Annotated in this window: 21 protein-coding genes; 14 read left to right on the top strand and 7 right to left on the bottom strand. The window is 74.2% G+C overall.

Features of this window, described 5'->3' with window-relative positions; all coding sequences use genetic code 11:
* Nucleotides 1-71: 71 nt before the first annotated feature.
* Together ACWDD9_RS08615 and ACWDD9_RS08610 are read left to right on the top strand one after the other, a co-directional pair.
* The gene (locus tag ACWDD9_RS08615; RefSeq protein ID WP_049651827.1) at nucleotides 72-1,118 is read left to right on the top strand and encodes a C40 family peptidase; all 1,047 of its coding nucleotides are present in this window, start codon (nucleotides 72-74) and stop codon (nucleotides 1,116-1,118) included.
* A 53-nt stretch (nucleotides 1,119-1,171) separates the two neighbouring features.
* The gene (locus tag ACWDD9_RS08610; RefSeq protein WP_449811159.1) at nucleotides 1,172-2,314 is read left to right on the top strand and encodes a hypothetical protein; all 1,143 of its coding nucleotides are present in this window, start codon (nucleotides 1,172-1,174) and stop codon (nucleotides 2,312-2,314) included.
* Between the two features lie 18 nt (nucleotides 2,315-2,332).
* Here ACWDD9_RS08610 and ACWDD9_RS08605 read toward each other — a convergent pair whose 3' ends face one another.
* Nucleotides 2,333-3,703: a glycosyltransferase 87 family protein gene (locus ACWDD9_RS08605; RefSeq protein WP_079271759.1), complete on the bottom strand. Its 1,371-nt coding sequence runs from the start codon at nucleotides 3,701-3,703 to the stop codon at nucleotides 2,333-2,335.
* A 216-nt stretch (nucleotides 3,704-3,919) separates the two neighbouring features.
* On the opposite strand from ACWDD9_RS08605, the gene ACWDD9_RS08600 reads away from it, so the two are divergent.
* Nucleotides 3,920-5,056 carry a glycosyltransferase family 4 protein gene (locus ACWDD9_RS08600; RefSeq protein WP_049657557.1) on the top strand — a complete coding sequence of 379 codons (1,137 nt, stop codon included), beginning with the start codon at nucleotides 3,920-3,922 and terminating at the stop codon, nucleotides 5,054-5,056.
* A gap of 60 nt (nucleotides 5,057-5,116) precedes the next feature.
* Here ACWDD9_RS08600 and ACWDD9_RS08595 read toward each other — a convergent pair whose 3' ends face one another.
* Entirely contained in the window at nucleotides 5,117-6,910 is a 1,794-nt protein-coding gene (locus tag ACWDD9_RS08595; protein ID WP_380745207.1) for an AMP-dependent synthetase/ligase, read from the bottom strand.
* Between the two features lie 323 nt (nucleotides 6,911-7,233).
* On the opposite strand from ACWDD9_RS08595, the gene ACWDD9_RS08590 reads away from it, so the two are divergent.
* The 5 genes from ACWDD9_RS08590 (at nucleotide 7,234) to ACWDD9_RS08570 (ending at nucleotide 11,525) form a co-directional block, all read left to right on the top strand.
* Nucleotides 7,234-7,668 (top strand): SRPBCC family protein, encoded by a 435-nt coding sequence (locus ACWDD9_RS08590; protein WP_049657553.1) that lies wholly within the window; start codon nucleotides 7,234-7,236, stop codon nucleotides 7,666-7,668.
* A gap of 25 nt (nucleotides 7,669-7,693) precedes the next feature.
* Nucleotides 7,694-8,866: an ArsA family ATPase gene (locus tag ACWDD9_RS08585; RefSeq protein ID WP_375877460.1), complete on the top strand. Its 1,173-nt coding sequence runs from the start codon at nucleotides 7,694-7,696 to the stop codon at nucleotides 8,864-8,866.
* 150 nt (nucleotides 8,867-9,016) lie between these two features.
* The gene (locus tag ACWDD9_RS08580; RefSeq protein ID WP_049660650.1) at nucleotides 9,017-9,439 is read left to right on the top strand and encodes a DUF5304 family protein; all 423 of its coding nucleotides are present in this window, start codon (nucleotides 9,017-9,019) and stop codon (nucleotides 9,437-9,439) included.
* Between the two features lie 191 nt (nucleotides 9,440-9,630).
* Nucleotides 9,631-10,575, top strand: coding sequence for an ROK family glucokinase (locus tag ACWDD9_RS08575; RefSeq protein ID WP_049660648.1), 945 nt, complete (start codon nucleotides 9,631-9,633; stop codon nucleotides 10,573-10,575).
* 134 nt (nucleotides 10,576-10,709) lie between these two features.
* Entirely contained in the window at nucleotides 10,710-11,525 is an 816-nt protein-coding gene (locus tag ACWDD9_RS08570) for an endonuclease/exonuclease/phosphatase family protein (protein WP_449811158.1), read from the top strand.
* 19 nt (nucleotides 11,526-11,544) lie between these two features.
* Here ACWDD9_RS08570 and ACWDD9_RS08565 read toward each other — a convergent pair whose 3' ends face one another.
* The gene (locus ACWDD9_RS08565) at nucleotides 11,545-12,303 is read right to left on the bottom strand and encodes a hypothetical protein (protein ID WP_053112481.1); all 759 of its coding nucleotides are present in this window, start codon (nucleotides 12,301-12,303) and stop codon (nucleotides 11,545-11,547) included.
* A 10-nt stretch (nucleotides 12,304-12,313) separates the two neighbouring features.
* Nucleotides 12,314-13,108: an alpha/beta hydrolase gene (locus ACWDD9_RS08560; RefSeq protein WP_449811157.1), complete on the bottom strand. Its 795-nt coding sequence runs from the start codon at nucleotides 13,106-13,108 to the stop codon at nucleotides 12,314-12,316.
* 200 nt (nucleotides 13,109-13,308) lie between these two features.
* On the opposite strand from ACWDD9_RS08560, the gene ACWDD9_RS08555 reads away from it, so the two are divergent.
* Genes ACWDD9_RS08555 through ACWDD9_RS08545 form a run of 3 tightly spaced genes read left to right on the top strand, consistent with a single transcriptional unit; the run spans nucleotide 13,309 to nucleotide 16,158 of the window.
* The gene (locus tag ACWDD9_RS08555; RefSeq protein ID WP_074000901.1) at nucleotides 13,309-14,166 is read left to right on the top strand and encodes a lysophospholipid acyltransferase family protein; all 858 of its coding nucleotides are present in this window, start codon (nucleotides 13,309-13,311) and stop codon (nucleotides 14,164-14,166) included.
* A gap of 58 nt (nucleotides 14,167-14,224) precedes the next feature.
* The gene (gene macS, locus ACWDD9_RS08550) at nucleotides 14,225-15,466 is read left to right on the top strand and encodes a MacS family sensor histidine kinase (protein ID WP_387819661.1); all 1,242 of its coding nucleotides are present in this window, start codon (nucleotides 14,225-14,227) and stop codon (nucleotides 15,464-15,466) included.
* Nucleotides 15,463-16,158: a response regulator gene (locus tag ACWDD9_RS08545; RefSeq protein ID WP_369808377.1), complete on the top strand. Its 696-nt coding sequence runs from the start codon at nucleotides 15,463-15,465 to the stop codon at nucleotides 16,156-16,158. Before macS ends, ACWDD9_RS08545 begins: the two co-directional genes overlap by 4 nt.
* 86 nt (nucleotides 16,159-16,244) lie before the next feature.
* On the opposite strand, the gene ACWDD9_RS08540 is transcribed toward ACWDD9_RS08545, so the two are convergent.
* Nucleotides 16,245-18,182 (bottom strand): anthranilate synthase family protein, encoded by a 1,938-nt coding sequence (locus ACWDD9_RS08540; protein WP_049655384.1) that lies wholly within the window; start codon nucleotides 18,180-18,182, stop codon nucleotides 16,245-16,247.
* Between the two features lie 302 nt (nucleotides 18,183-18,484).
* Between ACWDD9_RS08540 and ACWDD9_RS08535 the strand changes: the two genes are divergently transcribed.
* A complete protein-coding gene (locus ACWDD9_RS08535) occupies nucleotides 18,485-19,834 on the top strand; it encodes a class II 3-deoxy-7-phosphoheptulonate synthase (protein WP_049655382.1) in 1,350 nt (449 codons plus the stop codon).
* A 160-nt stretch (nucleotides 19,835-19,994) separates the two neighbouring features.
* Nucleotides 19,995-20,294: a (2Fe-2S)-binding protein gene (locus tag ACWDD9_RS08530; RefSeq protein ID WP_117487450.1), complete on the top strand. Its 300-nt coding sequence runs from the start codon at nucleotides 19,995-19,997 to the stop codon at nucleotides 20,292-20,294.
* 31 nt (nucleotides 20,295-20,325) lie between these two features.
* Here ACWDD9_RS08530 and bfr read toward each other — a convergent pair whose 3' ends face one another.
* Nucleotides 20,326-20,805: a bacterioferritin gene (gene bfr, locus ACWDD9_RS08525; RefSeq protein ID WP_449811156.1), complete on the bottom strand. Its 480-nt coding sequence runs from the start codon at nucleotides 20,803-20,805 to the stop codon at nucleotides 20,326-20,328.
* A gap of 277 nt (nucleotides 20,806-21,082) precedes the next feature.
* On the opposite strand from bfr, the gene ACWDD9_RS08520 reads away from it, so the two are divergent.
* Nucleotides 21,083-21,712: a molybdopterin-dependent oxidoreductase gene (locus ACWDD9_RS08520; RefSeq protein WP_375877453.1), complete on the top strand. Its 630-nt coding sequence runs from the start codon at nucleotides 21,083-21,085 to the stop codon at nucleotides 21,710-21,712.
* A gap of 13 nt (nucleotides 21,713-21,725) precedes the next feature.
* Here the strand turns inward: ACWDD9_RS08520 and pknB are convergent, their stop codons facing one another.
* Entirely contained in the window at nucleotides 21,726-23,510 is a 1,785-nt protein-coding gene (pknB, locus tag ACWDD9_RS08515; RefSeq protein WP_449811178.1) for a Stk1 family PASTA domain-containing Ser/Thr kinase, read from the bottom strand.
* Between the last annotated feature and the right edge of the window lie 59 nt (nucleotides 23,511-23,569).

The raw sequence follows: 23,569 nt of genomic DNA, 5'->3' as shown, positions 1-23,569 counted from the left end.
CTCCCGCTCGACGGCCGCCCGTCCCGGTGCGGCGGCGGGGGCCGCGCCGCAGGATTGGAGCCGCTGCCGCCATGCCCGTGCACCGCCGTTCCCAACTGCTCACCCGGGCGCTGGTGCTGACCGCGGCCGCCGCCACCGCGTTGGGCGCGGCCACCGGAGGCAGCGCCCAGGCGGCCCCCGCCAGCCCCGACCCGGGCGACCGTCAGGACGTCAAGACGCAGGTCGAGCAGCTGTACGACGAGGCCGAGCAGGCGTCCGAGAGGTTCAACGCCGCGCAGGAGGCCCAGCGGCGGCTCCAGGGCGAGACCACGATCCTCCAGGGCGAGATCGCCCTCGCCCAGGACCAGCTCAACGGGCTGCGCGGCGACCTGGCGATGGTGGCCGGGGCCGAGTACCGCGGCGGCGGGATGACCCAGACCGCCCAGCTCATCCTCTCGCCCGACCCGGAGGGCTACCTGGCCCGCGCCCGCACCCAGGGCCAGGCCGCCGTGCGCCAGCAGGAGACCCTGCACGAGCTGATCACCCGCCAACGCCGGCTCGACCAGCGCCGCACCGAGGCGGCCGACAAGCTCGCCGAGCTGGACCGGACCCGGCGTTCGCTCGCCGACAGCAAACAGCAGGTCCAGCAGCGGCTGGCCGGGGCGCAGAAGCTGCTGAACGGCCTGGGCGCCGTCGAGCGGGCCCGGCTGGCGGTCCAGGACGCCCGGGACGCCGAGCAGCGCGCCACCCGGGGCACCGACCGGCTGGACCTCGGCACCGCCCCGCCCGCCTCCGAGCGCGGGGCGGCCGCGCTGGCCGCCGCGGTGCGGATGATCGGCTCCCCGTACGTCTACGGGGCCACCGGCCCGCACGCGTTCGACTGCTCCGGTCTGATGTACTACAGCTGGCGGCAGGCCGGAGTGACCCTGCCGCGCACCTCGCAGGCCCAGGCGTACGCCGGGCAGCGGATCAGCCTGTCCGAAGCGCGACCGGGAGACCTGGTGATCTTCTACCGGGACATGCACCACGTCGGCATGTACGCCGGCGGCGGCGTGATCGTGCACGCCCCCCGCCCGGGCGCCAGGGTCCGCTACGAGAGCGTCACCGCCATGCCCGTCTCCGGGGTGGTCCGGCTCTGAACGCCCCGCCGTCCGGCCCCGCCGGACCCGCCGCCATACGTCGCCCCCGCCGCGTGCTGTCCCGGCGGGGCGCGCTGCTGCTCGCGGCCGGAGGGCTGGCCCAGCTGTCGCTGCCGCCGGCCGCCCCGCCGGCGCCCGCGGCGCGGCCGGCGGACCGGCGCGCCGAGGTGGCCGCCGCACTGGCGGAGCGGGCGCGCTCGGCCCCGCCCTGGGCCGGGCTGCCGGTGGCCGAGGCCGGGTACCGCAACCTGGTGCTCGGCGCCGCCGGCGGGGAGCGGGTGACCGCCGCCGCCGACCTGGCGGTGCGGATCGCCGGGTACGACGAGCACCCGGTGGTGTACCCGCGCCGGATCGGGCTGGTACGGGCCGGGGACGGCTGGCGGGTCGAGCGCGAGGAGAGCGCGTCCGGGCCGCCCGCGCCGTGGGACTTCGGGCCGCTCCGGTCCTCGCCGGGCGCCCACTGCCTGGTGGTCGGGCCGGCCGCGGGACCCGACCAGGCCGAGCTGGTCGCGGTGGGGGACCGGGCGGTGCCAGCCGTCACCGAGGTCTGGGGCGGTGCCTGGCCGGAGCGGCTGCTGCTGGAGCGGCCGGCCACCGAGGAGCAGTTCGCCCGGCTGCTGGAGGGCGACCCGGCCGGCTGGACGGGCATGGCGGCGGTCACCGTGGCCGCCCCCGGCGCGCCCTGGCACACCCCGGCGGACCGGGTGCTGGTCAACCCGGAGGCGTACGGGCGGCTCAGCGGCTTCGGCCGCCAGGTGGTGGTCACCCACGAGGCCACCCACGTCGCGACCAGGGACGACACCCGGGCCTGGACCCCGCTGTGGCTCTCCGAGGGCGTCGCCGACTGGACGGCGTACCGGGACTCGGGCCGCGGCCCGCAGCAGATCGCGCCCGAGCTGGCCCGGGACGTGGCCGCCGGGAAGCTGCCCGCCGCGCTGCCCGCCGACCGGGACTTCGCCGCCGGGGCCACCGGCATCGCCCAGGCCTACGAGCAGTCCTGGCTGGCCTGCGAGCTGATCGGCCGCACCCACGGGCCGCAGCGGCTGGTCGCCTTCTACCGGGCGATCGGCGCGGCCGACGGGCAGGGCGAGGACCGGGAGCGCCGCACCGACCGGCTGATGCGCCGCGAACTGGGCGTCGGCCTGGCGGAGTTCACCCGGCTCTGGCTGGAGCAGGTGGCGGCGCTGAAGGGCTGACCGGTCGGGGAGGGCAGGTCAGCGGCGCTGTTCGGCCGGGGTGCCCGGGTGGTCGATGCCGTCCAGCAGGTCCTGCTCGTAGGCGATGCCCGGGCGCACCGGGTAGCCGGCGGACGGCAGCGCGGCGGGCTCGCGGTCCAGCACCACGGTCGGCGGCAGCGGCGCCTCGCCGCGGGTGGAGCGCCAGAGCCGCACGCAGGAGAGCACGGCGGCGGCCAGCAGCAGCAGGTTGCGCGCGGCCAGGACGGCGACCGCCGCCGGCTCGCTGGCCAGGACCTGGGTGAACATGGTCGGGAACTCGACCAGGGTCAGCGGGCAGGCGAGCAGGATCAGCACCGCCACCGGCCGCTGGCTGCTGTTGCGCACGGTCAGGCAGACCGCCGCGACGCCGACCAGCCAGACCAGGTACTGCGGGCTGATCACCCGGCTGGTCACCACGAAGATCAGCAGCGCGCACAGCGCGGCGTCGTACATGGTGGCCGCGCTGCGGCGCTTGGAGGTGTAGCGCCACAGCAGCAGCCAGGCGAAGCCCAGCAGGGTGCCGGCCAGCATGACCTTGCTGATCACGTCGACCCACGGCCCGAGCATCTCGGGGGAGCCGTAGTTCATGGTGACCTTGCCGTCCCAGGCGTCGGCGATCCGGGCGAAGTGCAGCGGCAGCGCGCCGAGCGACTCCACCTCGATGCCGCGGTCCTTCTGGAACGCCAGGAACTCGAAGGCGCCGTTCATCCCGGCCGTCAGCAGGAAGCCGATCGAGACGGCGGTGGCCGCCGCCAGCGTCCAGGAGCGGCGGGTGCGGCGGCCCGACGGGGTGCCGATCAGGCCGATCAGCGGCCAGATCTTGACGATGCCGCCCAGGCCCAGCAGCAGCCCGCCGACCGCCGGGCGGCGGATCAGCGCCAGCAGGCCGGCCAGGGCGACCGCGGTGACGATGACGTCGAAGCGGTTGTAGATCATCGGGCCGAGCAGCGGGACGCCCACCACCCACATCCAGGCGCCGGTCAGCGCCCGGCCCCGGCGCAGGCCGGTGCGCACCAGCAGCGCGGCCGCGGCGGCGTCGGCGATCCCGCAGATCACCCAGAACGAGACCAGGTACGACCAGGGCAGCAGGCCCGGCAGCAGGATCACCAGGGCGGCGCCCGGCGGGTACTGCCAGGTCACGTCGTCGAACGGGAAGGTGCCGGTCTGGAGCACGCCGTACCAGGCGTGGTAGATCATCCAGACGTCCGCCGTGACGTCGCCGCCGGGCGCCTTCAGCACACCCGTCGCCAGCAGTACCAGCAGGGCGCGAGTGGCGACCCAGGTCGCGCCGAGCGCGGCGAGCGCCCCGAGCGGGCGGCCGAGGCGGCCGCGCGAAGAACCGGGCTCGGTGGCCGGGGCCAATTCCACTGCGCTCCCTCGTTCGTCTCGGACGTCCCCACCGGAGGCGTCGTACCGACGGACGCCCGGGCCGCGTGCTGGACGACGGCCTAGGTACTAGGACTGACCCGGGGGTCAAACGGTTGCCGTGCGCGGTTCCGTTCCCGGTGGGTCATGGTGTTGACCTATCGTACGGATCACCCAGCGGTACACCGCGCACCCCCCGACCGAGCGAGCCGTGGCCTGATGCACAGAACCTTGATCGTCACCAACGACTTCCCGCCCCGCCCCGGTGGCATCCAGGCCTTCGTGCACAACATGGCCGTGCGTCAGCCCGCAGGCAGTGTCGTGGTCTACGCCTCGACCTGGCGGGACGGCACCGAGGTGGCCCGGTTCGACGCCGAGCAGCCGTTCCCGGTGATCCGGGACCGGACGAAGGTGATGGTTCCCACACCGCGGGTCACCCGGCGGGCCGCCGAGATCCTGCGCGCGGAGAAGTGCGACTCGGTCTGGTTCGGCGCCGCCGCCCCGCTCGGGCTGATGGCGCCCGCGCTGCGCCGGGCCGGCGCCGGGCGGCTGCTCGGCATGACCCACGGGCACGAGGCCGCCTGGGCCCAGCTGCCGGTCTCCCGGCAGCTGCTGCGCCGGATCGGCGCGGGCACCGACGTGCTGACCTACCTGGGCGAGTACACCCGCTCCCGGATCGCCGCCGCGGTCGGGCCGCAGGCCGCGGCCCGGATGGTCCAGCTGCCGCCGGGCGTGGACGAGACGACCTTCCACCCGGGCTCCGGGGGCGCCGAGGTGCGCCGCCGGCTCGGGCTGGCGGACCGGCCGGTGGTGGTCTGCGTCTCCCGCCTGGTGCCCCGCAAGGGCCAGGACACCCTGATCGAGGCGATGCCGCAGATCCTCGCCGACGTGCCGGACGCGGTGCTGCTGATCGTCGGCGGCGGCCCGTACCGGGCGGACCTGGAGAAGCTCGCGGACGCCACGGGCGTACGGGACTCGGTGCGGTTCACCGGCTCGGTGCCGTGGGAGGAGCTGCCCGCCCACTACGGGGCCGGGGACGTCTTCGCGATGCCGTGCCGCACCCGGCGCGGGGGGCTGGACGTCGAGGGCCTGGGCATCGTCTACCTGGAGGCCTCGGCGACCGGCCTGCCGGTGGTCGCGGGGGACTCCGGCGGCGCGCCGGACGCGGTGCTGGAGGGCGAGACCGGGTACGTGGTGCCCGGCGGCTCGGCCCCGGCGGCGGCCGAGCGGATCGTACGGCTGCTGCGCGACGAGGAGCTGCGGCGGCGGATGGGCGAGGCCGGGCGGCGCTGGGTGGAGCGCTCCTGGCGCTGGGACCTGCTGGCCGGGCGGCTGACCTCGCTGCTGGCCGGCTGACGCGGGTACGCCGAAGGGCCCCGGGGAGTCCCCGGGGCCCTTCGACGTACCGGTGCGGCCCTACTTCCGGTACAGGGCCTCGATCTCGGCGGCGTAGTCCTTCAGCACGACGTTGCGCTTGAGCTTGAGCGAGGGCGTCAGGTGGCCGCTCTCCTCGGAGAACTCGGTGTCCAGCAGGCGGAACTTCTTGACCGCCTCGGCGTGCGAGACGGCCGCGTTGCCGTCGTCCACCGCGCTCTGGAGGGCGGCCAGCAGGTCCGGGTCGGCGGCGAGGTCGGCGACGGTGGCGTCGGCGGGCTTGCCGTTGAGCTCCTTCCACTTCGGGAAGAAGTCCGGGTCGACGGTGATCAGGCAGGCGATGAAGGGCTTGCGGTCGCCGACCACCATGACCTCGCCGACCAGGGCGTGGGCCCGGATCCGGTCCTCGATCACGGCCGGGGCGACGTTCTTGCCGCCGGCCGTGACGATGATCTCCTTCTTGCGGCCGGTGATCGTCAGGTAGCCCTCGGAGTCCAGCGAGCCGAGGTCCCCGGTGGCGAACCAGCCGTCCTTGAAGGCGTCCGCGGTGGCCTGCGGGTTGTTCCAGTAGCCGGTGGAGATGTGCGGGCCCTTGAGGAGGACCTCGCCGTCCTCGGCGATCCGGACGGAGCAGCCGGGCGTCGGCTGGCCGACCGTGCCGATCTTCGGCTTGGCGCACTCGTTGAAGGCGGTGGCGGCGCAGGTCTCCGTCAGGCCGTAGCCCTCCAGGACGGTGAAGCCGATGCCGCGGTAGAAGTGGCCCAGGCGCTCGCCGAGCGGGGCGCCGCCGGAGATGGCGTGGGTGGCCCGGCCGCCGAGCGCGGCGCGCAGCTTGCTGTAGACCAGCTTGTCGAAGACGGCGTGCTTGAGCCGCAGGACCAGGCCCGCGCCGCCCGCGTCCAGCGCCCGGCTGTAGGCGATCGCGGTGTCGGCGGCCTTGTCGAAGATCTTGCCCTTGCCGTCGGCCTGGGCCTTGGCGCGGGCGGTGTTGTAGACCTTCTCGAACACTCTGGGCACGCCCAGGATCAGGGTCGGCTTGAAGGAGGCCAGCTCGGCGGTGACGTTCCGGACGTCGGAGACGTGGCCGAGCTTGATCGGCGCCATGATCGGGGCGATCTCGACGATCCGGGCGAACACGTGGGCCAGCGGCAGGAAGAGCAGCACGGAGCTCTCGCCGGTGTGGAACAGCGGGGCCAGGCGCTCGACCACGTTGCCGCACTCGGCCAGGAAGTTGCCGTGGGTCAGCTGGCAGCCCTTCGGGCGGCCGGTGGTGCCCGAGGTGTAGACGATGGTGGCGATGTCGTCGGGGCCGGCGGTCCGGCGGCGCTCGTGGACGGTCGCGTCCGGGACGTCCTGCCCGGCGGCGGCCAGCGCGGCGATCGCCCCGCCGTCGATCTGCCAGGTGTGCTCCAGCCCGGGCAGCCGGTCGCGGACCTCGGCGACCACCCCGACGTGCTGGTCGGTCTCGGTGATCACGGCGACCGCGCCGGAGTCGCCGAGGATCCACTCGACCTGCTCGGCGGAGGAGGTCTCGTACACCGGCACGACGATCGCGCCGGCCGTCCAGATCGCGAAGTCCAGCAGCGTCCACTCGTAGCGGGTGCGGGACATGACGGCCACCCGGTCGCCGGGCTCGATGCCCGCGGCGATCAGGCCCTTCGCGGCGGCGTGCACCTCGGCCAGGAACTGGACCGACGTCAACTCCTGCCAGTGGCCGTCCACCTTGCGGCTGAGCACGGCGACGTCCGGGTGCTCCTCGGCGTTCCGGTGCACCGGGTCGGCGAGGTTGCCGCCGCTCGGTACCTGGTAGAGGGCCGGAAGGCTGAAGTCGAGCAAGACTGCTCCTCGTTCGCGACGCTGCGGGACGGCAGGACGTTACTGCCCGGTAGGCAGCTTCGACCAGGGGGGTCGGCTCCGGTGTTCGAAGTGTCACACCCGGCCGGGTCCGACCTGGCCGTGACCGGGTCGTTCGAATGGCACCCTACGACAGCGCAGGGCGACCGGCCGGTAACATGCCCGCCCGCCCGGCGCCCGCCCGCACCTCGGCCGCCCCGCGCCGCCGCGCCGCCCACCGGGCGCGATAGCCTGCTCCGGGCGGACCGGGCCGAGCGCGCCCCGGCCGGACCGGCAGGCAGATGGACGAGGCGGAGGGCCATTCCATGGCGGAGCACACCAGGTCGAGCATCACCATCGACGCGACCCCGGCCACGGTCATGGCGGTGATCGCCGACTTCGCCGCCTACCCGGCCTGGACCGGCGAGGTCAAGGAGATCGAGGTCCTCGGCACCGGCGAGGACGGCCGCGCCGCCGAGGTCCGGCTGCTGCTCGACGCCGGCGCCATCCGCGACGAGCACGTCCTCGCCTACACCTGGGACGGCGACCGCGAGGTCTCCTGGACCCTCGTCCGCAGCCAGATGCTCCGCTCGCTGGACGGCTCCTACACCCTCGCCCCGCTCGCCGGCGGCCGCACCGAGGTGACCTACCAGCTCGCCGTGGACGTCAAGATCCCGATGCTCGGCATGATCAAGCGCAAGGCCGAGAAGGTCATCATCGACCGCGCCCTGGCCGGTCTGAAGAAGCGCGTCGAAGGCTGACACGACCGAACGGGGGCCGGACGGCATGACGGCGACACGCACCATCCTGGTCAGCGGCGACGCTGGCGCACCCACGGTGGCCGCCGCCACCGCCCTGCACGCCGCCCGGCGCGGCCACCGCACCTGGCTGCTGGCCGCCGACGACCCGCACCGTGCCCTGGACTCCGCCCTCGGCACCCGGCTGGAGCCCGAACCGCTCCACCACGCACCGGGCCTGACCGTCTCCCGGATCGACGAGCAGGCCGCCTTCCGCTACGCCGTCGGCGCGCTCACCGGCCGGCTCAAGCCCGCCCTCGACCTGCTCGGCGCCGAACAGCTCGACCCCGAGGAGCTCACCGCCCTCCCCGGTATCGCCCGGCTCGCCCTGCTGCGCGCCCTGCCCGCCGCCGACCAGGACGTCCTGGTCGTGCTCGCCCCGCCGCCCGCCGAGCTGATCGCCGCCCTCGCCCTGCCCGAACAGCTCGCCCGCTACCTGGACCGGCTCGTCCCCGAGCAGCGGCAGGCCGCCCGGGCGCTGCGCCCGCTGCTGGCCGGGCTGGCCGGCGTCCCGATGCCCGCCGACTGGCTGTACGAGGGGCGCACCAAGGCCGCCGCGGCACTGGCCGAGTCCCGCGCCGCGCTCACCGACCCCGGCACCAGCGTCCGGCTGGTCGTCCGGGCGGACGGCCACCCGTACACGGAGCTGCGCCGGATCCGGGCCGGGCTCGCCCTGCACGGGCACCGGCCGGACGCCGTGGTGGTGCACGGCGCGCTGCCCGCGGCCGCCGCCTCCTCGCCCGACCCGTGGCTGGCCGCCCTGGCCCGCCGCCGGCAGGAGGAGCTGACCGGGCTCGCCGCCGAGACCGACGCCCCGGTGCTGGTCGCCGGCCTGGACGACGCCACCCTGGAGGCCGTCGCCGACCGGCTCTACGGCGACGGGGACGGGCCCGGGCGGCTCGCCCCCGAGCCCTGGCCGGTCGAGGACCGGCTCGCCGAGGAGGGCCTGCTGGTCTGGCACCTCGACCTGCCCGGCGCCGACCGCTCCGAGCTGGACCTGGTCCGCCGGGGCGACGACCTGGTCGTCGGGGTCGGCACCCACCGCCGGGTGCTCACCCTGCCGTCCGCGCTGCGCCGCTGCACGGTGGCCGGGGCGGGGCTGCACGACGGCGTGCTCTCGGTGCGGTTCGCGCCGGACCCGGCGCTCTGGCCCCGGGGCTGACGGGGGGTTCGGCGGAGGGACCGGCCGGATTCGGTCGGGGCTCCGGCGGGCCCTGGGCCGGGTTCGGCGGCTTTCCGGGCGGCCCGGCCGGTCGGGTAGCGTCGGGCCGGAGGGCCGCGGGGTGCGGCCACGGCTGAGGAGGCGCCCGCGATGACCAGCACCGACGACCGCACCGAGCCCGGCGGCCGGCCGGACGGCGAGCAGGGCGGCCAGGGGCACCCGTTCGGCCCGGAGCTGGGCCCGCTGGTGGACGAGGTGCGCCGGTTCGCCGGTGCGCTCGGCGACAAGGCCCAGGAGGCGAGCGCCACCACCCTGATCACCCTCTCCGGGCTGGCCGACAAGCTGCGCACCCAGCAGCCGGAGGTCTACTCCCACCTCGCCGCCGCCGGCACCGGGCTGGCCGCCGCGGGCAGTGAGCTGCTGGCCGCCTACCGCGCCGCCGTGGCCGGGCACGAGAGCCGCTGGACCGCCGGGCAGGGCGCGCCGACGGAGAAGATCGACCTCGACGGCGACGGCGACGGCGGCCGTGGCTCCGGCTTTGACGAGGCTGACGGGCCGTCCGCCAAGCAGTGAAACCGTGACTTCCGGAGGGTGATCGCGCTGCTCTCGTACGTCACGAAGAAGGAGATTAGATACGACTTTTGAAGCATCCCGGCCGCGTCGGCCCAGAGTTGTCTTCGGATAATGTATGCGAGGCTGTGTACGGGGGCCGGGTTGGGCGGTAGCGTTCCGTCCAGCGGAACGAGTGAATAGCTGAGGGACACATGGCTCTGACCATCGGCGTCGATGTCGGCGGGACCAAGATCGCGGCAGGCGTGGTCGACGAGGCGGGCGCGATCCTGGCCCGGACCAGGGTGCCCACCCCGGCCGACCCGCAGTGGGCGGTCGACGCCATCGCGCAGGCCGTGCGCGAGCTCAAGGAGGAGCACCCCGACGTCACCGCGGTGGGCGTCGGCGCCCCCGGCTTCGTCGACAGCAACCGCTCCACGGTGATCTTCGCCCCCAACATCGACTGGGAGAACGAGCCGCTGCGCGGGCGGGTCGAGGAGCTCACCGGCCTGTCCACCGTCGTCGAGAACGACGCCAACTGCGCGGCCTGGGCCGAGTTCCGCTTCGGCGCGGCCGCCGACCACCAGGACATGGTGCTGATCACCGTCGGCACCGGCATCGGCGGCGGCATCGTCCTGGACGGCCGGCTGCACCGCGGCCGCTTCGGCGTGGCCGGCGAGATCGGCCACCTCAACATGGTCCCCGACGGCCTGGCCTGCGGCTGCGGCGGCAAGGGCTGCTGGGAGCAGTACGGCTCCGGGCGCGCGCTGCGCCGCTACGGCCGGGAGAAGGCCGCCGCCGACCCGCAGCGCGGCCACCGGATGCTGGAGCTCAACGACGGCGTGGCCGAGACCATCCGCGGCATCCACATCACCCAGGCCGCCGAGGAGGGCGACCCGCTCGCCCTGGAGTGCTACGCCGAGCTGTCCGACTGGCTGGGCCGCGGCATGGCCGACCTCGCCGCGCTGTTCGACCCGGCCGTCTTCGTGCTCGGCGGCGGCGTCTCCGACTCCGGCCGACTGCTGCTCGACCCGGTCGCCAAGGCCTTCGAGCACTACCTGACCGGCGGGGTGCACCGGCCGCGCGCCGAGGTCGTACTGGCCTCGATGGGCTCCGCCGCCGGCATCGTCGGCGCGGCGGACCTCGCCCGCGTCCCGTAACCGCCGTACCCCTTCGAGCCCGCCGGCGGCGGTGCGACCGGGCCCCGACCGCTCCCGGACGCACCGCCGCCGTCGCACGTCCCGGCCCGGCCGCGTACGGTCGGAGCGTTCCGGTGACCGCCCAGGGGAGGACCATGAGCGCCGCGACCACGACCGCCGAGGCCGAGCCCGGGCCTGCCGCGACCGCCGTACGGGCCGAGCCGCTGCCGCCGCCCGGCCCGGGCCGGCTGCGCCTGCTCAGCTACAACATCCGCTCGCTGCGCGACGACCGGCGGGCGCTGGCCCGGGTGATCCGGGCCTGCGAGCCTGATCTGGTCTGCATTCAGGAGTCCCCGCGCTACTGGCGGCCCGAGGGCCAGGCCGCCTGGCTGGCCCGGAGCACCGGGACGGCCGTCCTGGCCGGCGGCGGCCGCACCGCCGCGGGCCCGCTGCTGCTCGGCCGGCCCGGCGCGGTGGAACTGCTGGGGGTGCACGACCGGCTGCTGCCCAAGACCCGCGGCCTGCACGCCCGGGGCTTCGCCAGTGCGCTGCTGCGGCTGCCCGGCACGGCGCCGTTCACCGTCACCAGCTGCCACCTCAGCCTGGACCAGGAGGAGCGGTACGGGCAGTTCGAGCTGCTGCTCGACCAGCTCGGGATCGCCGAACTAGGCATCGTGGCAGGGGACTTCAACGAGCACCCGGACGGGTCGGGCTGGCGGCTGCTGGCCTCCCGGCTCCAGGACGGGTACCCGACCGCGCCCTGGGGAGGCGAGTTCACCTCCGTACCGGAGCGCCCCTACCAGCGGATCGACGCCGTCTTCGCCACGCCCGGGATCACCGTCCTCGGCTGCGGGGTGCCGCACGGGCTGCCCGGTGTCACCGAGGCCGACCTGCGGGCCGCGACCGACCACCTGCCGGTGCTCGCCGTCCTCGAACTGCCGGCCGGCCGACCGGCCGACCGGACAGCGTGACGGGCGGCCGGACGGACGGCTAGACCACGGCGCCGTGGTCCGGGTCCTCCGGCTCGTCCTCGTCACGGTCCTTCATCCGCGCGACCAGGGTGACGAAGCCGCCGAGGAAGGCGGTGATCCCCACCCAGGCGGGCCAGCCGGAGATCTCCCGCCAGACCACCGCGTCGACCAGCAGCAGCGCCGGGCCGCCGAGCACCGCCAGCCAGGCGAACTTGGCGGTCACGTCGGCGGGCGGCAGCGGCGGGGGCTCCGGCGGGACGAAGTGGCCCTCGTCGGTCTCCTCGGCCAGCTCGAAGTCGCGCGGGCCCGCGCCGCCCGCCGGCATCACCGGCCGGCCGGAGCGGGGGCGGGGCTGGGGGGCGAGGTCGGAGAGGTCGTCCTGGTCGCCGCGACCGCCGGGGCCGCCCTCCTTGTGGCCGCCCTTGAGCTCGTTCTGCGCCCGGAGGTTCTCGACCTCGGGCCAGTTCGGGTTGTTGAGGTCGACCGGGTCGTCGAACTGGGCCACCAGGGCGGCGAAGATCGCGTCCTGCTCGGCCTGGCTGCGCTCGGGCGCGCGGCGCGGGCGGCGTTCGGCGGCCTCCCCCGGGGCGCCCTCGGCGGTGTTCCCGGCGGAGCCCCCGGCGACGTCCTGGACGGGCGGGGGCGTCGGGGTGCCGTCCGGGCCGGTACGGTCCGTCGGCGCACCGCCCGGGGCGGCGGCGTTCGTCCCGCCGTCCTTGGTCGCGCCGTCCTCGCGGGGAGTCTCGTCCCCGCCGCCCGCCGTGCTGCTCTCGTGCACTTCCGGCCCTTCAGCCATGGTGATCGTCGGATTCGACCCGGGTGACGCCCGCCGCGTGCGCGGGAGCCAGCCGTCGGATGAAGTCCTGGCCGGCCGCGAATATTTCCGCCGCGTCGTGGTCCAGCGTCGCGACGTGGAAGCTGCGCTGGCACAGCCGCTCCGTCACGTCCGTCGAGGATATCCGGGCCAGCACCAGTTCCGAGTTGGCCGGCGAGACGACGTGGTCCTGCGGGCTGTGGAAGAGCAGCACCGGCTGGGTCACCTCCGGCAGCAGCCGCTGGACCTCCCGCCACAGCAGGCTCAGCGACCAGGCGGCGTGCAGCGGGGTGCGGTCGTAGCCGACCTCGGTCACGTCGGCCCGGGCGATGTCATTGGCGACCCCGGGCAGGCTGGGGACGAGGTGGCGCAGCACCGGCAGCAGCGCGCTCGCGGGGGTGTCCGAGCGCACCGACGGGTTGACCAGCACCAGGCCGGAGACCGTCGGCCCGTGCAGCGCCGCGAGCCGCAGCGCCAGCGCGCCGCCCATCGACAGCGCGCAGACGAAGACCTGCTCGCACTCCTCGGCGAGCGCCAGCAGCTCCCGCTCGACCTCGGCGTACCAGTCCTCCCAGCGGGTGAGCTGCATGTCCTGCCAGCGGGTGCCGTGCCCGGGCAGCAGCGGCAGCGACACGGTGTGACCGGCCGCCGCCAGCTCGTCGGCCCACGGCCGCAGCGACTGCGGCGAGCCGGTGAAGCCGTGGCAGAGCAGCACCCCCACCGGTCCGCCGCGGTGGCGGTACGGCTCGGCACCGGGCAGCAACGGCATGGCGGACTCCTTCGCGGGCGGGTGGCGCTGGGGGAGGGGACGCTGGAGGGGAGGTGCTGCGAATTCGCATCGTCCCACGCTCCGCGCCGGGTCGTACACCCCCTACGAGCAGGCCGGGTACGGCCGCTTCGGCGGGGCCGGGCACAGCGGGCGGCCGCGGGGCATTAGGATCGACCGGTCCGCATAACAGGAGGCCCGGGTTGTTCTACCGACTGATGAAGATGATCGTCGCGCCACTGCTTCGGATCTTCTTCCGGCCCTGGATCGAGGGCGAGGAGAACATCCCCACCGAGGGTGCGGCGATCATCGCGAGCAACCACCTGTCCTTCTCGGACTCGTTCTTCTTCCCCGCGCTGATCAAGCGCCGGGTCACCTTCATCGCGAAGGCCGAGTACTTCAACACCCCGGGCCTCAAGGGCCGGCTGACCGCCGCGTTCTTCAAGGGCGTCGGCCAGCTGCCGGTGGACCGCTCGGGCGTGCGCGGCGCCGGCGAGGCCGCGATCCGCAGCGCCATCGCGGTGCTGGAGGAGGGCGAGCTGTTCGGCGTCTACCCCGAGGGCACCCGTTCGCCCGACGGCAAGCTGTACCGCGGCAAGGTCGGCGGCCTGGCCCGCGTCGCGCTGGCCACCGGCGCCCCGGTGATCCCGGTCGCCATGATCGACACCGAGAAGGTGCAGCCGCCCGGCCAGGTGGTCCCCAACTTCGGCATCCGCCCCGGCATCCGGATCGGCCGCCCGCTGGACTTCTCCCGCTACCACGGCATGGAGAACGACCGCTTCATCCTCCGTTCGGTGACGGACGAGGTGATGTACGAGATCATGCGGCTCTCCGGCCAGGAGTACGTGGACATCTACGCGACCGCCGCCAAGCGGCAGATCGCCGAGGACAAGAAGAAGGCCGACGCCGAGCGCCGGGCCGCCGCCAAGGCGGAGAAGGCGGAGGCGGCCGAGGCCGAGAAGGCGGAGAAGGCCGAGCGGGCCGCCGAGGCGGAGAAGGCGGCCGAGGCCGAGAAGTCCGCCGGGGCGGGCACCGCGGAGAAGCCGGAGAAGCCGGAGTAGGCGTCCGGGCGGCCGCTCCGAGCGGCCGCCCGGAACGGCCCGGGGAGGGGCGGGGCGGATGACGGACGACGGCGGCAGAGCCGGCGCGGTCGGCGGCACGGTGGCGGCCGGCGGCATGTCCGTCGAACTCCCGCTCTGGAAGGCGATCTCCTACTTCCGGGTGCTGGCCCTGTGCTACGCGCTGCTGCGGTACTTCAACTCGTACCTGCACTTCCTGCACCCGGTGGCCGGCTGGATCTTCCTCGGCGCGCTGACCCTGTGGACCCTGGCCAGCACCCGGGCCTTCGCCAACCCGCAGCGCTGCACCCGGTTCGTCCTGGGCACCGACCTCGCCCTCGCCGTCACCGGCATCGTGATGAGCGGCATGACCGACTCCCCGGCCCGGATCAGCCACGGCGCGCCCACCCTGCCGACCATCTGGGCGGCCGGCACGGTGCTGGGCTTCGCCGCGAAGGGCGGCTGGCGCCCGGCGGCGGCCTCGGGCTCGGTGATCGGCGTCGCCAACATCCTCGGCCACGGCGGGCCGACCGGCGACAACATCCACAACATCGTGCTGCTGATGGTGGCCGGCTGCGCGATCGGCTACGTGATCGAGCTGGCCCGGGCCAGCGAGGCCACCCTCACCCGGGCGCTCCAGGTCGAGGCGGCCACCCGGGAGCGCGAGCGGCTCTCCCGGGACATCCACGACGGCGTGCTCCAGGTGCTCGCCCTGGTCCAGCGGCGCGGCGCGGAGCTGAGCGGTACGGAGCCGGGCGGCGGGACGGGCTCCGGTACGGACTTCGCCGAGCTCGGCCGGCTGGCCGGTGAACAGGAGCGCGCGCTGCGGGCCCTGATGACGGGCGGTCCGCTGCCGGAGCAGCGCGCGCCGCGGTCCGACGCCGCCGAGCCGCCGGACCCGGACGCCCCGCGCGACCTCACCGCGCTGCTGCGCCCGTACGCGGACGAGCGGATCACGCTCTCCGCCCCCGGCACCCCGGTGCCGCTGCCCGGTGCGGCGGCGGGCGAGCTCGCGGCGGCGGTCGGCGCCGCCGTCGACAACGTGCGCAAGCACGCCGGGGAGCGGGCCCGGGCCTGGATCCTGGTCGAGGACGAGCCGGAGGCCGTCACGGTCAGCATCCGCGACGACGGCCCCGGCTTCGCCCCCGGCCGGCTCGGCGAGGCGGAGCAGGCCGGGCGGCTCGGCGTCTCCCAGTCCATCCGCGGCCGGCTGCTGGACCTCGGCGGCACGGCCGAGCTGTACTCGGCGCCCGGGGAGGGCGTCGAGGTCGAACTGCGCGTCCCGAGGAAGGCCACTCCATGACCGACCAGCCGATGACCGACCAGCCGACCGCCGACCGGCCGGTGCGGGTGATGGTGGTGGACGACCACCCGATGTGGCGGGACGCCGTCTCGCGCGACCTCGCCGAGGCCGGACTGGACGTGGTGGCCACCGCGGGCGACGGCGAGGAGGCCGTGCGCCGGGCCCGTGCCTGCACGCCGCAGGTGGTCGTGCTGGACCTCAACCTGCCCAGCCTGTCCGGCGCGGAGGTGTGCCGCCAGGTGGTCGCGCACGACCCGGCGGTCCGGGTGCTGGTGCTGTCGGCGAGCGGCGAGCACCAGGACGTGCTGGAGGCGGTGAAGTCCGGCGCGACCGGCTACCTGGTGAAGTCGGCCGGGCGGGAGGAGCTGCTGGACGCGGTGCGCCGCACGGCCGTCGGCGACGCGGTGTTCACCCCGGGCCTGGCCGGCCTGGTGCTCGGTGAGTTCCGCCGGCTGGCCGCCGAGCCGGCCCCGGCCTCGGCGCCGGCCGCCCCGCAGCTGACCGCCCGGGAGACGGAGGTGCTCCGGCTGGTGGCCAAGGGACTGTCGTACCGGCAGATAGCCGACCGGCTGGTGCTGTCGCACCGGACGGTGCAGAACCACGTGCAGAACACGCTCGGGAAGCTGCAGCTGCACAACCGGGTGGAGCTGGTCCGGTACGCCATCGAGCAGGGCCTGGACGACGAGATCTGAGCGCCGCCCGGCCTGCTCCACGGCGCCGCCCCGTCGGACGGCGCGGCCCCGGGCGGGGCACATCCGCCCGGGGCCGCGCCGCCGGCTCAGCGCAGCGCGGCCGTCGCCTCGCGCAGCAGGCCCGCCACGATGCCGACCCCGTCACGGGTGAGCACCGACTCCGGGTGGAACTGGAGCCCCGCGAAGCCGTGCCCGCGCAGCGCGTGCACGTCGCCGGTGGCGGCGTCCCGGGAGACCTCGACGCCCTCGCCGAGGAGCCGCGCCGCGTCGGCCTCCGAGCAGCGCGCGGTGAAGGTGTTGTAGAAGCCGACCGTGCGCTTGGCGCCGAACAGGTCGATGCGCTCCTGCGCCCCCTGGTACGGGACGGCCTTGCGGCCCAGCGGGAGCCCGAGTTCGGCGGCCAGCAGCTGGTGGCTCAGGCAGACCGCGAGCAGCGGCGAGGTGCGGGCGCCGGAGCGGACGGCGGCCAGCGCGTCCGCGACGATCGGCCGCAGCAGCACCATCTTGGGGTCGTCGGCGAGCGCCGGGTCGCCCGGGCCGGGGCCGAGCACCAGCGCGCCCCGGTGCGCCGCGACCCGCTCGCGCAGCCCCGGCTCGTCGTAGCGGGCCACCGCCACCCGGTGGCCGAGCGAGCCGAGCAGGTGGGAGAGCATCGAGGTGAAGGTGTCCTCGCCGTCCACGACCAGGGTCGGCTCGGCCTCGGTGATCTCGGCCGGCTGCTGCATCCGCAGCCAGAACGGCGCGAGGTCGGCCCGGCGGGAGTCCAGGGCGGCCTGCACCCGGTGGTCGTCGGCGAGCCGGGGCCCGGTCGGGTGGGGCAGCCGGGTGGGCGCGGGCCGGGCGCCGATCGCGGTGAGCACCCCGGCGGCCTTGGCGTGGGTCTCGGCGACCTCGGACTCCGGGACGGAGTGGCGCACCAGGGTGGCGCCGACCCGGACGACCAGTCGGCCGGTGGCCGGGTCGATGTCGGCGGTGCGGATGCAGATCGGCGAGTCCAGCAGCTGCCCGCCGCTGGCGGCGCGGCCGATCAGGGCGAGCGCGCCGGAGTAGTAGCCGCGTCCGGTGGGCTCGTAGCGCTTGATCACCCGGGTGGCGTTCTCGACCGGGCTGCCGGTGACGGTGGCCGCGAACATCGTCTCGCGGAGCACGTCGCGGACGTCCAGCGAGGTGCGCCCGCGCAGCTCGTACTCGGTGTGGGCGAGGTGGGCCATCTCCTTGAGCCGGGGCCCGAGCACCTGGCCGCCGAGGTCGCCGACCGTGCACATCATCTTGAGCTCCTCGTCCACGACCATGGTGAGCTCCTCCAACTCCTTGGGGTCGTGCAGGAACTGGAGCAGCGAGTCGAGGTCGGAGCCGCCGGCCGGGTAGCGGTAGGTGCCGGAGATCGGGTTCATCACGACGGTGCCGCCGCTCTGCCGGACGTGCACCTCGGGGGAGGCGCCGACCAGGACCCGGTCGCCGGTGTGCACCAGGAAGGTCCAGTACGCGCCGCGCTCCTGCTCCAGCAGCCGCCGGAAGAGCGTCAGCGCGAGCTCGGGGGAGAAGTCCTCCATCGTCGCGTGGAAGTCGCGCCGGATGACGAAGTTGGCGCCCTCGCCGTTCCCGATCTCGTCCTGGATCACCCGGCGGACGATCGCGGCGTACGCGTCGTCGTCCACATCGAACCCGCCACCGGCAAGTGAGACCGGCAACTTCGGTAGGGCGTAGGTGAATTCGGCCAACGGCAGGGCGTGCTGCTCGGTCACCGAGAGGGCCTGGAGCGGGGTGTCGTCGTCGTGCGCCTCGAAGCCGCGCTCGCGGATCTGGCGGTACGGGACGAGCGCGAGCAGGTCGTGCACCGGGCCGCCGCCGGCCGGTGGGCCGCTGCGTACGGGCAGGTCGGCGAGGTGCTCGTAGCTGTCGACGGTGCCCAGCAGCACCTCGACGGTGTCCGGGCTGAGCCGGGGCGTGCGACGGTGCAGCAGGGCGAACGCGGGGGCATCGGGGCCGGTGAGACGGGCGAGCAGGTCGACAGCGGTGGTCACGGGAACGGCTTCCTTCCGGGTGGACTGGTGAGAGGCGGTGCAAGGTCCGCTCCCGGAGGGCCGTCTGCTCAGACGCCGACGGCCGCCCCGAGGGGCGGCCGTCGTGTTCGTCTAGGAACGCGCCAGTTGTGGGCCACCCTGGGGGGAGGCCCACCACCAGGAGTGGCTGTGGGGCGCGTGCATGGTTCGAGACTAGCGGATGCGTCGGGGCGGGTGAGGGGCATCACGTCTTTGTCCGAGATGTGTCTCATTCCTCGGGCAATAGGCACGAGTCACTCCTGCCACCCCGTAGCCTTGGCGGTGTGACCGCTACGACTGAGACATCGAGGGCTGCCCACTCCTGGCAGTCCCTGCCCGCGGCGCAGCAGCCTGAATGGCCGGACCAAGAGGCTCTGCGCAAGACCCTTGCCGAGCTCGCGTCCTATCCGCCGCTCGTCTTCGCCGGCGAGTGCGACCAGCTGCGCGCCCGGCTCGGAGCCGTGGCGCGCGGGGAGGCCTTCCTCCTCCAGGGCGGTGACTGTGCCGAGGCCTTCGACGGCGTTTCGGCGGAGCACATCCGCAACAAGCTGAAGACGCTGCTCCAGATGGCCGCCGTACTGACGTACGCGGCCTCGGTGCCGGTGGTGAAGGTCGGCCGCATCGCCGGCCAGTACTCCAAGCCGCGCTCCAAGTCGACCGAGACCCGCGACGGCGTGACCCTGCCGGTCTACCGGGGCGACTCGGTGAACGGCTTCGAGTTCACCCCCGAGTCCCGCATCCCGAACCCCGAGCGCCTGAAGCGGATGTACAACGCGTCCGCCGCGACGCTCAACCTGGTGCGCGCCTTCACCACCGGTGGCTACGCGGACCTGCGCCAGGTGCACGCCTGGAACCAGGACTTCGTCCGCAACTCGCCGGCCGGCCAGCGCTACGAGCAGCTCGCCCGGGAGATCGACAACGCCCTGGCGTTCATGAGCGCCTGCGGCGTGGTGCCGGAGGAGTTCAAGGCGGTCGAGTTCTTCTCCTCGCACGAGGCGCTGGTCCTGGACTACGAGACCGCGCTGACCCGCGTGGACTCGCGCACCGGCGAGCTGTACGACGTCTCCGGCCACATGGTGTGGATCGGCGAGCGCACCCGGCAGCTGGACCACGCGCACATCGAGTTCGCCTCGAAGATCCGCAACCCGATCGGCGTCAAGCTCGGCCCGACCACCTCGGTCGACGACGCGCTCGCCCTGATCGAGAAGCTGGACCCGGAGCGCGAGCCCGGCCGCCTGACCTTCATCACCCGGATGGGCGCGGGCAAGATCCGCGAGCACCTGCCCACCCTGGTGGAGAAGGTCACCGCCTCCGGCGCCCGGCCGGTGTGGATCTGCGACCCGATGCACGGCAACACCTTCGAGGCCTCCAGCGGGCACAAGACCCGCCGCTTCGACGACGTCCTGGACGAGGTCAAGGGCTTCTTCGAGGTGCACCGCGCGCTCGGCACCCACCCGGGCGGCATCCACGTGGAGCTGACCGGCGACGACGTCACCGAGTGCGTCGGCGGCGGCGACGAGGTCCTGGTGGACGACCTGCACCAGCGCTACGAGACGGCCTGCGACCCGCGGCTCAACCGCAGCCAGTCGCTGGACCTGGCGTTCCTGGTGGCGGAGATGTACCGCGGCCAGTAGGCCCGGTGCCCGTCCGATGTGACGAAGGCCCCTCCGGATTCGGTGTCCCCGAGCCCGGAGGGGCTTTTTCGTACCCGTTTCGCCGGGTAAGGTAAGCCTCAGTGAACTAAGGCTGACCTTAGTCAAGATCCACTCCGCTTCACTCCCGGGAGAGACCGCGATGTACGTGTGCATGTGCCATGCGGTCACCGAGGACCAGGTGAAGAAGGCGATCGACGGCGGTGCCAACACCCCGCGCCAGATAGCGAAGGGCTGCCGGGCCGGCACCGACTGCGGGTCCTGCGTGCGGCGCATCCAGGCGCTGCTCGGCGAGCACGGCGCCCGCCCCTGCCCGACCGCCCGGCTGGCCGCGAAGCTCGGCCTCGCGGACCCGGAGGACCCGGCGGCGCCGTCCGCTCCGGCCCCGGAGGCCGCCCCGGTGGTCCCGCTGCGGGTGACCCGAGCGAACCGGGCGGCCTGACCGGGCCGGGTGGCCAGAGCGGGCCGCGGCCTCAGGACTCCGGCTGCTCGATCACCGTGGCGAGGTAGAGCGCCTCGCCGAGCTTCTCCAGCAGCTCCAGCTGGGTGTCGAGGTAGTCGATGTGGTGCTCCTCGTCGGCCAGGATGTCCTCGAAGATGTTCGCCGAGGTGACGTCGTTCTTGGCCCGCATCACCACGATCCCGCGCTTGAGCCGGTCGATCGCCTCGACCTCGATCTGGCGGTCCGCCTCGAACATCTCCTTGACCGTCTGGCCGATCCGGACGTGGAACAGCCGCTGGTAGTTGGGCAGCCCCTCCAGGAACAGGATCCGGTCGGTGAGCGTCTCGGCGTGCTTCATCTCGTCGAAGGACTCGTGCCGGGTGTACTTGGCGAGCTTCGTCCAGCCGAAGTTCTCCTGCATCTTGGCGTGCAGGAAGTACTGGTTGATCGCGGTCAGCTCGGCGGTGAGCTGCTCGTTGAGGAACTCGACGACCTCGGGATCGCCCTGCATGGTGATGCCTCCTGCACTCGTGCTGCCGTGTGTCCTGCGCTGAGTCCTGCGTGAAGTCCTGCGGTGGGTCCGGTACTGAGTCCTGCGCTGCGCATCCTGGCACCGCTTTGGGAGGAAATTCCAGTAAGTTCACACTCACTAGGACATGTGTCGGAATATCCGATTCATGGTGAAACGTGCTGGTGGGCGGCCGACCGCTGGGCCGTACGGGCAGGGGCGCGGATCCGCGCAAAGGGGCGCGCGCCGAGGCTCGTCCGCCGTCTGTCACCATGGATCCATGGGTCAGTCGAAACACGAACCGCTTCCGCCGTCTGACCCGAGGCTCCCCCCGGGACAGCGCGCGCAGCGCGGCTGGCCCGCCCTGCACTACGGGCCGGTGCCCCGCTTCAAGCCGTTGACCTGGGACCTCCAGGTGTTCGGCGCCACCGCCTCGGCGGAGAAGCACAGCTGGGACTTCGAGGCCTTCGGCGCCCTGCCGCGCAGCACCGTCGTCGGGGACCTGCACTGCGTGACCAAGTTCTCGGTGCTCGGCAACGAGTGGACGGGCGTGTCGGCCGCCGCCGTGCTCGACCTGGTGCCCCCGGCGCCGGGCGTCACCCACGTCATGGTCTGGGCCGAGTACGGCTACAGCGCCAACCTGCGCCTCGCCGACTTCGCCGACCCGCGCACGCTGCTCGCCACCCACCGCAACGGCGAGGCGCTCACCGCCGAACACGGCTTCCCGGTCCGGCTGGTGGTGCCGCGGCTGTACGCCTGGAAGGGCCCCAAGTGGGTGCGCGCGGTCGAGTACATGCGGGCCGACCGGCGCGGCTTCTGGGAGGAGCGCGGCTACCACAACCTCGCCGACCCCTGGGGCGAGCAGCGCTACTCCTACCAGGAGGAGCCCGGCGACGGGCCGCTGCGCTGAGCCCGCCCGGGGCCTAGAACAGCGAGAACTTGACGGTCACCACGCTGCGCTGCGGGCGCCGCTCGCCCGCCGCCGGGCTCTGGCCGGAGGAGGTGACCGCGCCGAACACGTCCCAGCCGCTGGTCTGCATGGTGAAGCCCGCGGCCTGGAGCGCCTTCTGCGCCTCGTCCTTGCCCATCCCGGTGACGTTCGGGACCGGCACCATGCCCTTGCTGACCACCAGCGACACCGCGCTGTTCTCCTGCAGCAGCTGCCCGGCCGCCGGCGAGCTGCTGATCACCGAGCCCTCGGGCACCGTGTCGTCGTAGGTCTCGGTCACGCCGCCCCTGGTCAGCTGGGCGCCGGTCAGGGCCGCGGCGGCGTCGGCGGCGCTCTTCCCGGTGAGGTCCGGCACCGCGATCCGCTTGGGGCCCTTGGAGAGGGTGACGGTGACGCTGTCGCTCTTGCGGGTGCGCGCGCCCACACCGGGGTCGGTGGCGATCACCTGCCCGGACGGGACGGACTCGCTGAACACCTCGACGAACCTGCCGTGCAGGCCCTCCTTGTCCAGGACCCGCTGCGCCTCGGCCCGGTCCTTGCCGAGCACGCCCGGCACCGAGCCGTACAGCCCCTCGGAGATCCCGTAGGTGACACCGCCGATCGCCAGCACCAGCGCGGCCAGCGCGGCCGTCCAGACCAGCGTCCGGCGGGGGAGGCGGCGCAGCGGGCCCGGCCGGGGCCGGCGCCGGTGCACCGGGGCCGGCTCGTCGTACGGGCGCGGCTCGGCGAGCAGCTCGTCCATCAGCTCCGGCGGCATGTCCAGCACGCTGGTGCGCTCCGTCGGCGGGGCCTCGGCGGGCCGCGGCAGCGGCTGGATCACCGAGGTCGGCTCGCTGGTCGGGTAGCGCGGGCTGGGGCGGGTGGAGGCCGGCGGCTCGGCGTCCAGCGCGGCCGGGGCGAGGGTGCGGCGCACCCGCTGGAGGGCGGCGAGCAGCTCGACCGCGTCGTACGGGCGGGCGCCGGCGGACCGGGCGCAGGCGGCGGCCACTATCGCGTCCAGCTCGGGGCCGACGGCGGGGGCGACCAGCGAGGGGGCCGGGACGTCCTCGTGCAGGTGCTTGTACATGACCTGGACGGGGTTGTCGCCGGTGTGCGGGCGGCGGCCGGTGAGCATCTCGTACAGCAGGATGCCGGACGCGTAGACGTCCACCCGCTGGTCGGTGGGGGCGTCCGGGAGGATCTGCTCGGGGGCCAGGTAGGAGACGGTGCCCATGACCGTGCCGCCGGTCGCGGTGGTGGTCGAGGTGGGCGCGCCGTCGGCGCTGCCGAGCACCCGGACCAGGCCGAAGTCGGCGACCTTGACCAGGCCGCCCTCGGTGATCAGCACGTTCTCGGGCTTGACGTCGCGGTGGACCAGCCCGGCCCGGTGGGCGGCGCCGAGCGCGGCGAGCACCGGCTCCAGCACGTCCAGCGCGGCCCGGACGGACAGCGCGCCGCGGTCGCGCAGCAGGTCGCGCAGGGTGCGGCCGGGCACGTACTCCATGGCGAGGAAGACGTGGCCGCCGTCCGCGCCCTGGTCGAAGACGTTGACCACGTTGGGGTGGGTGAGCCTGGCGACCGCCTTGGCCTCGCGGATGAAGCGGGCGGTGAAGCCCTCGTCACCGGCCAGCGAGGGGTGCATCACCTTGAGCGCGACCACCCGGTCCAGCCGGGTGTCGGTGCCCCGGTAGACGGTGGACATCCCGCCGGTCGCGATCCGCTGCTCGACCCGGTACCGGTTGTCGAGCAGGGCGCCGATCAGGGGGTCGTGCAGTGCCATGTCCACTCGGAGAGTCTAGGGTGCGGGACCGCCCGGTCCCGGCGGACACCGCCTCCGGG

Source organism: Kitasatospora sp. NPDC001119 (assembly GCF_053598475.1).
Note: the sequence above shows the minus strand (reverse complement) of the source record. Positions and strands in the feature narration are given on the sequence as shown.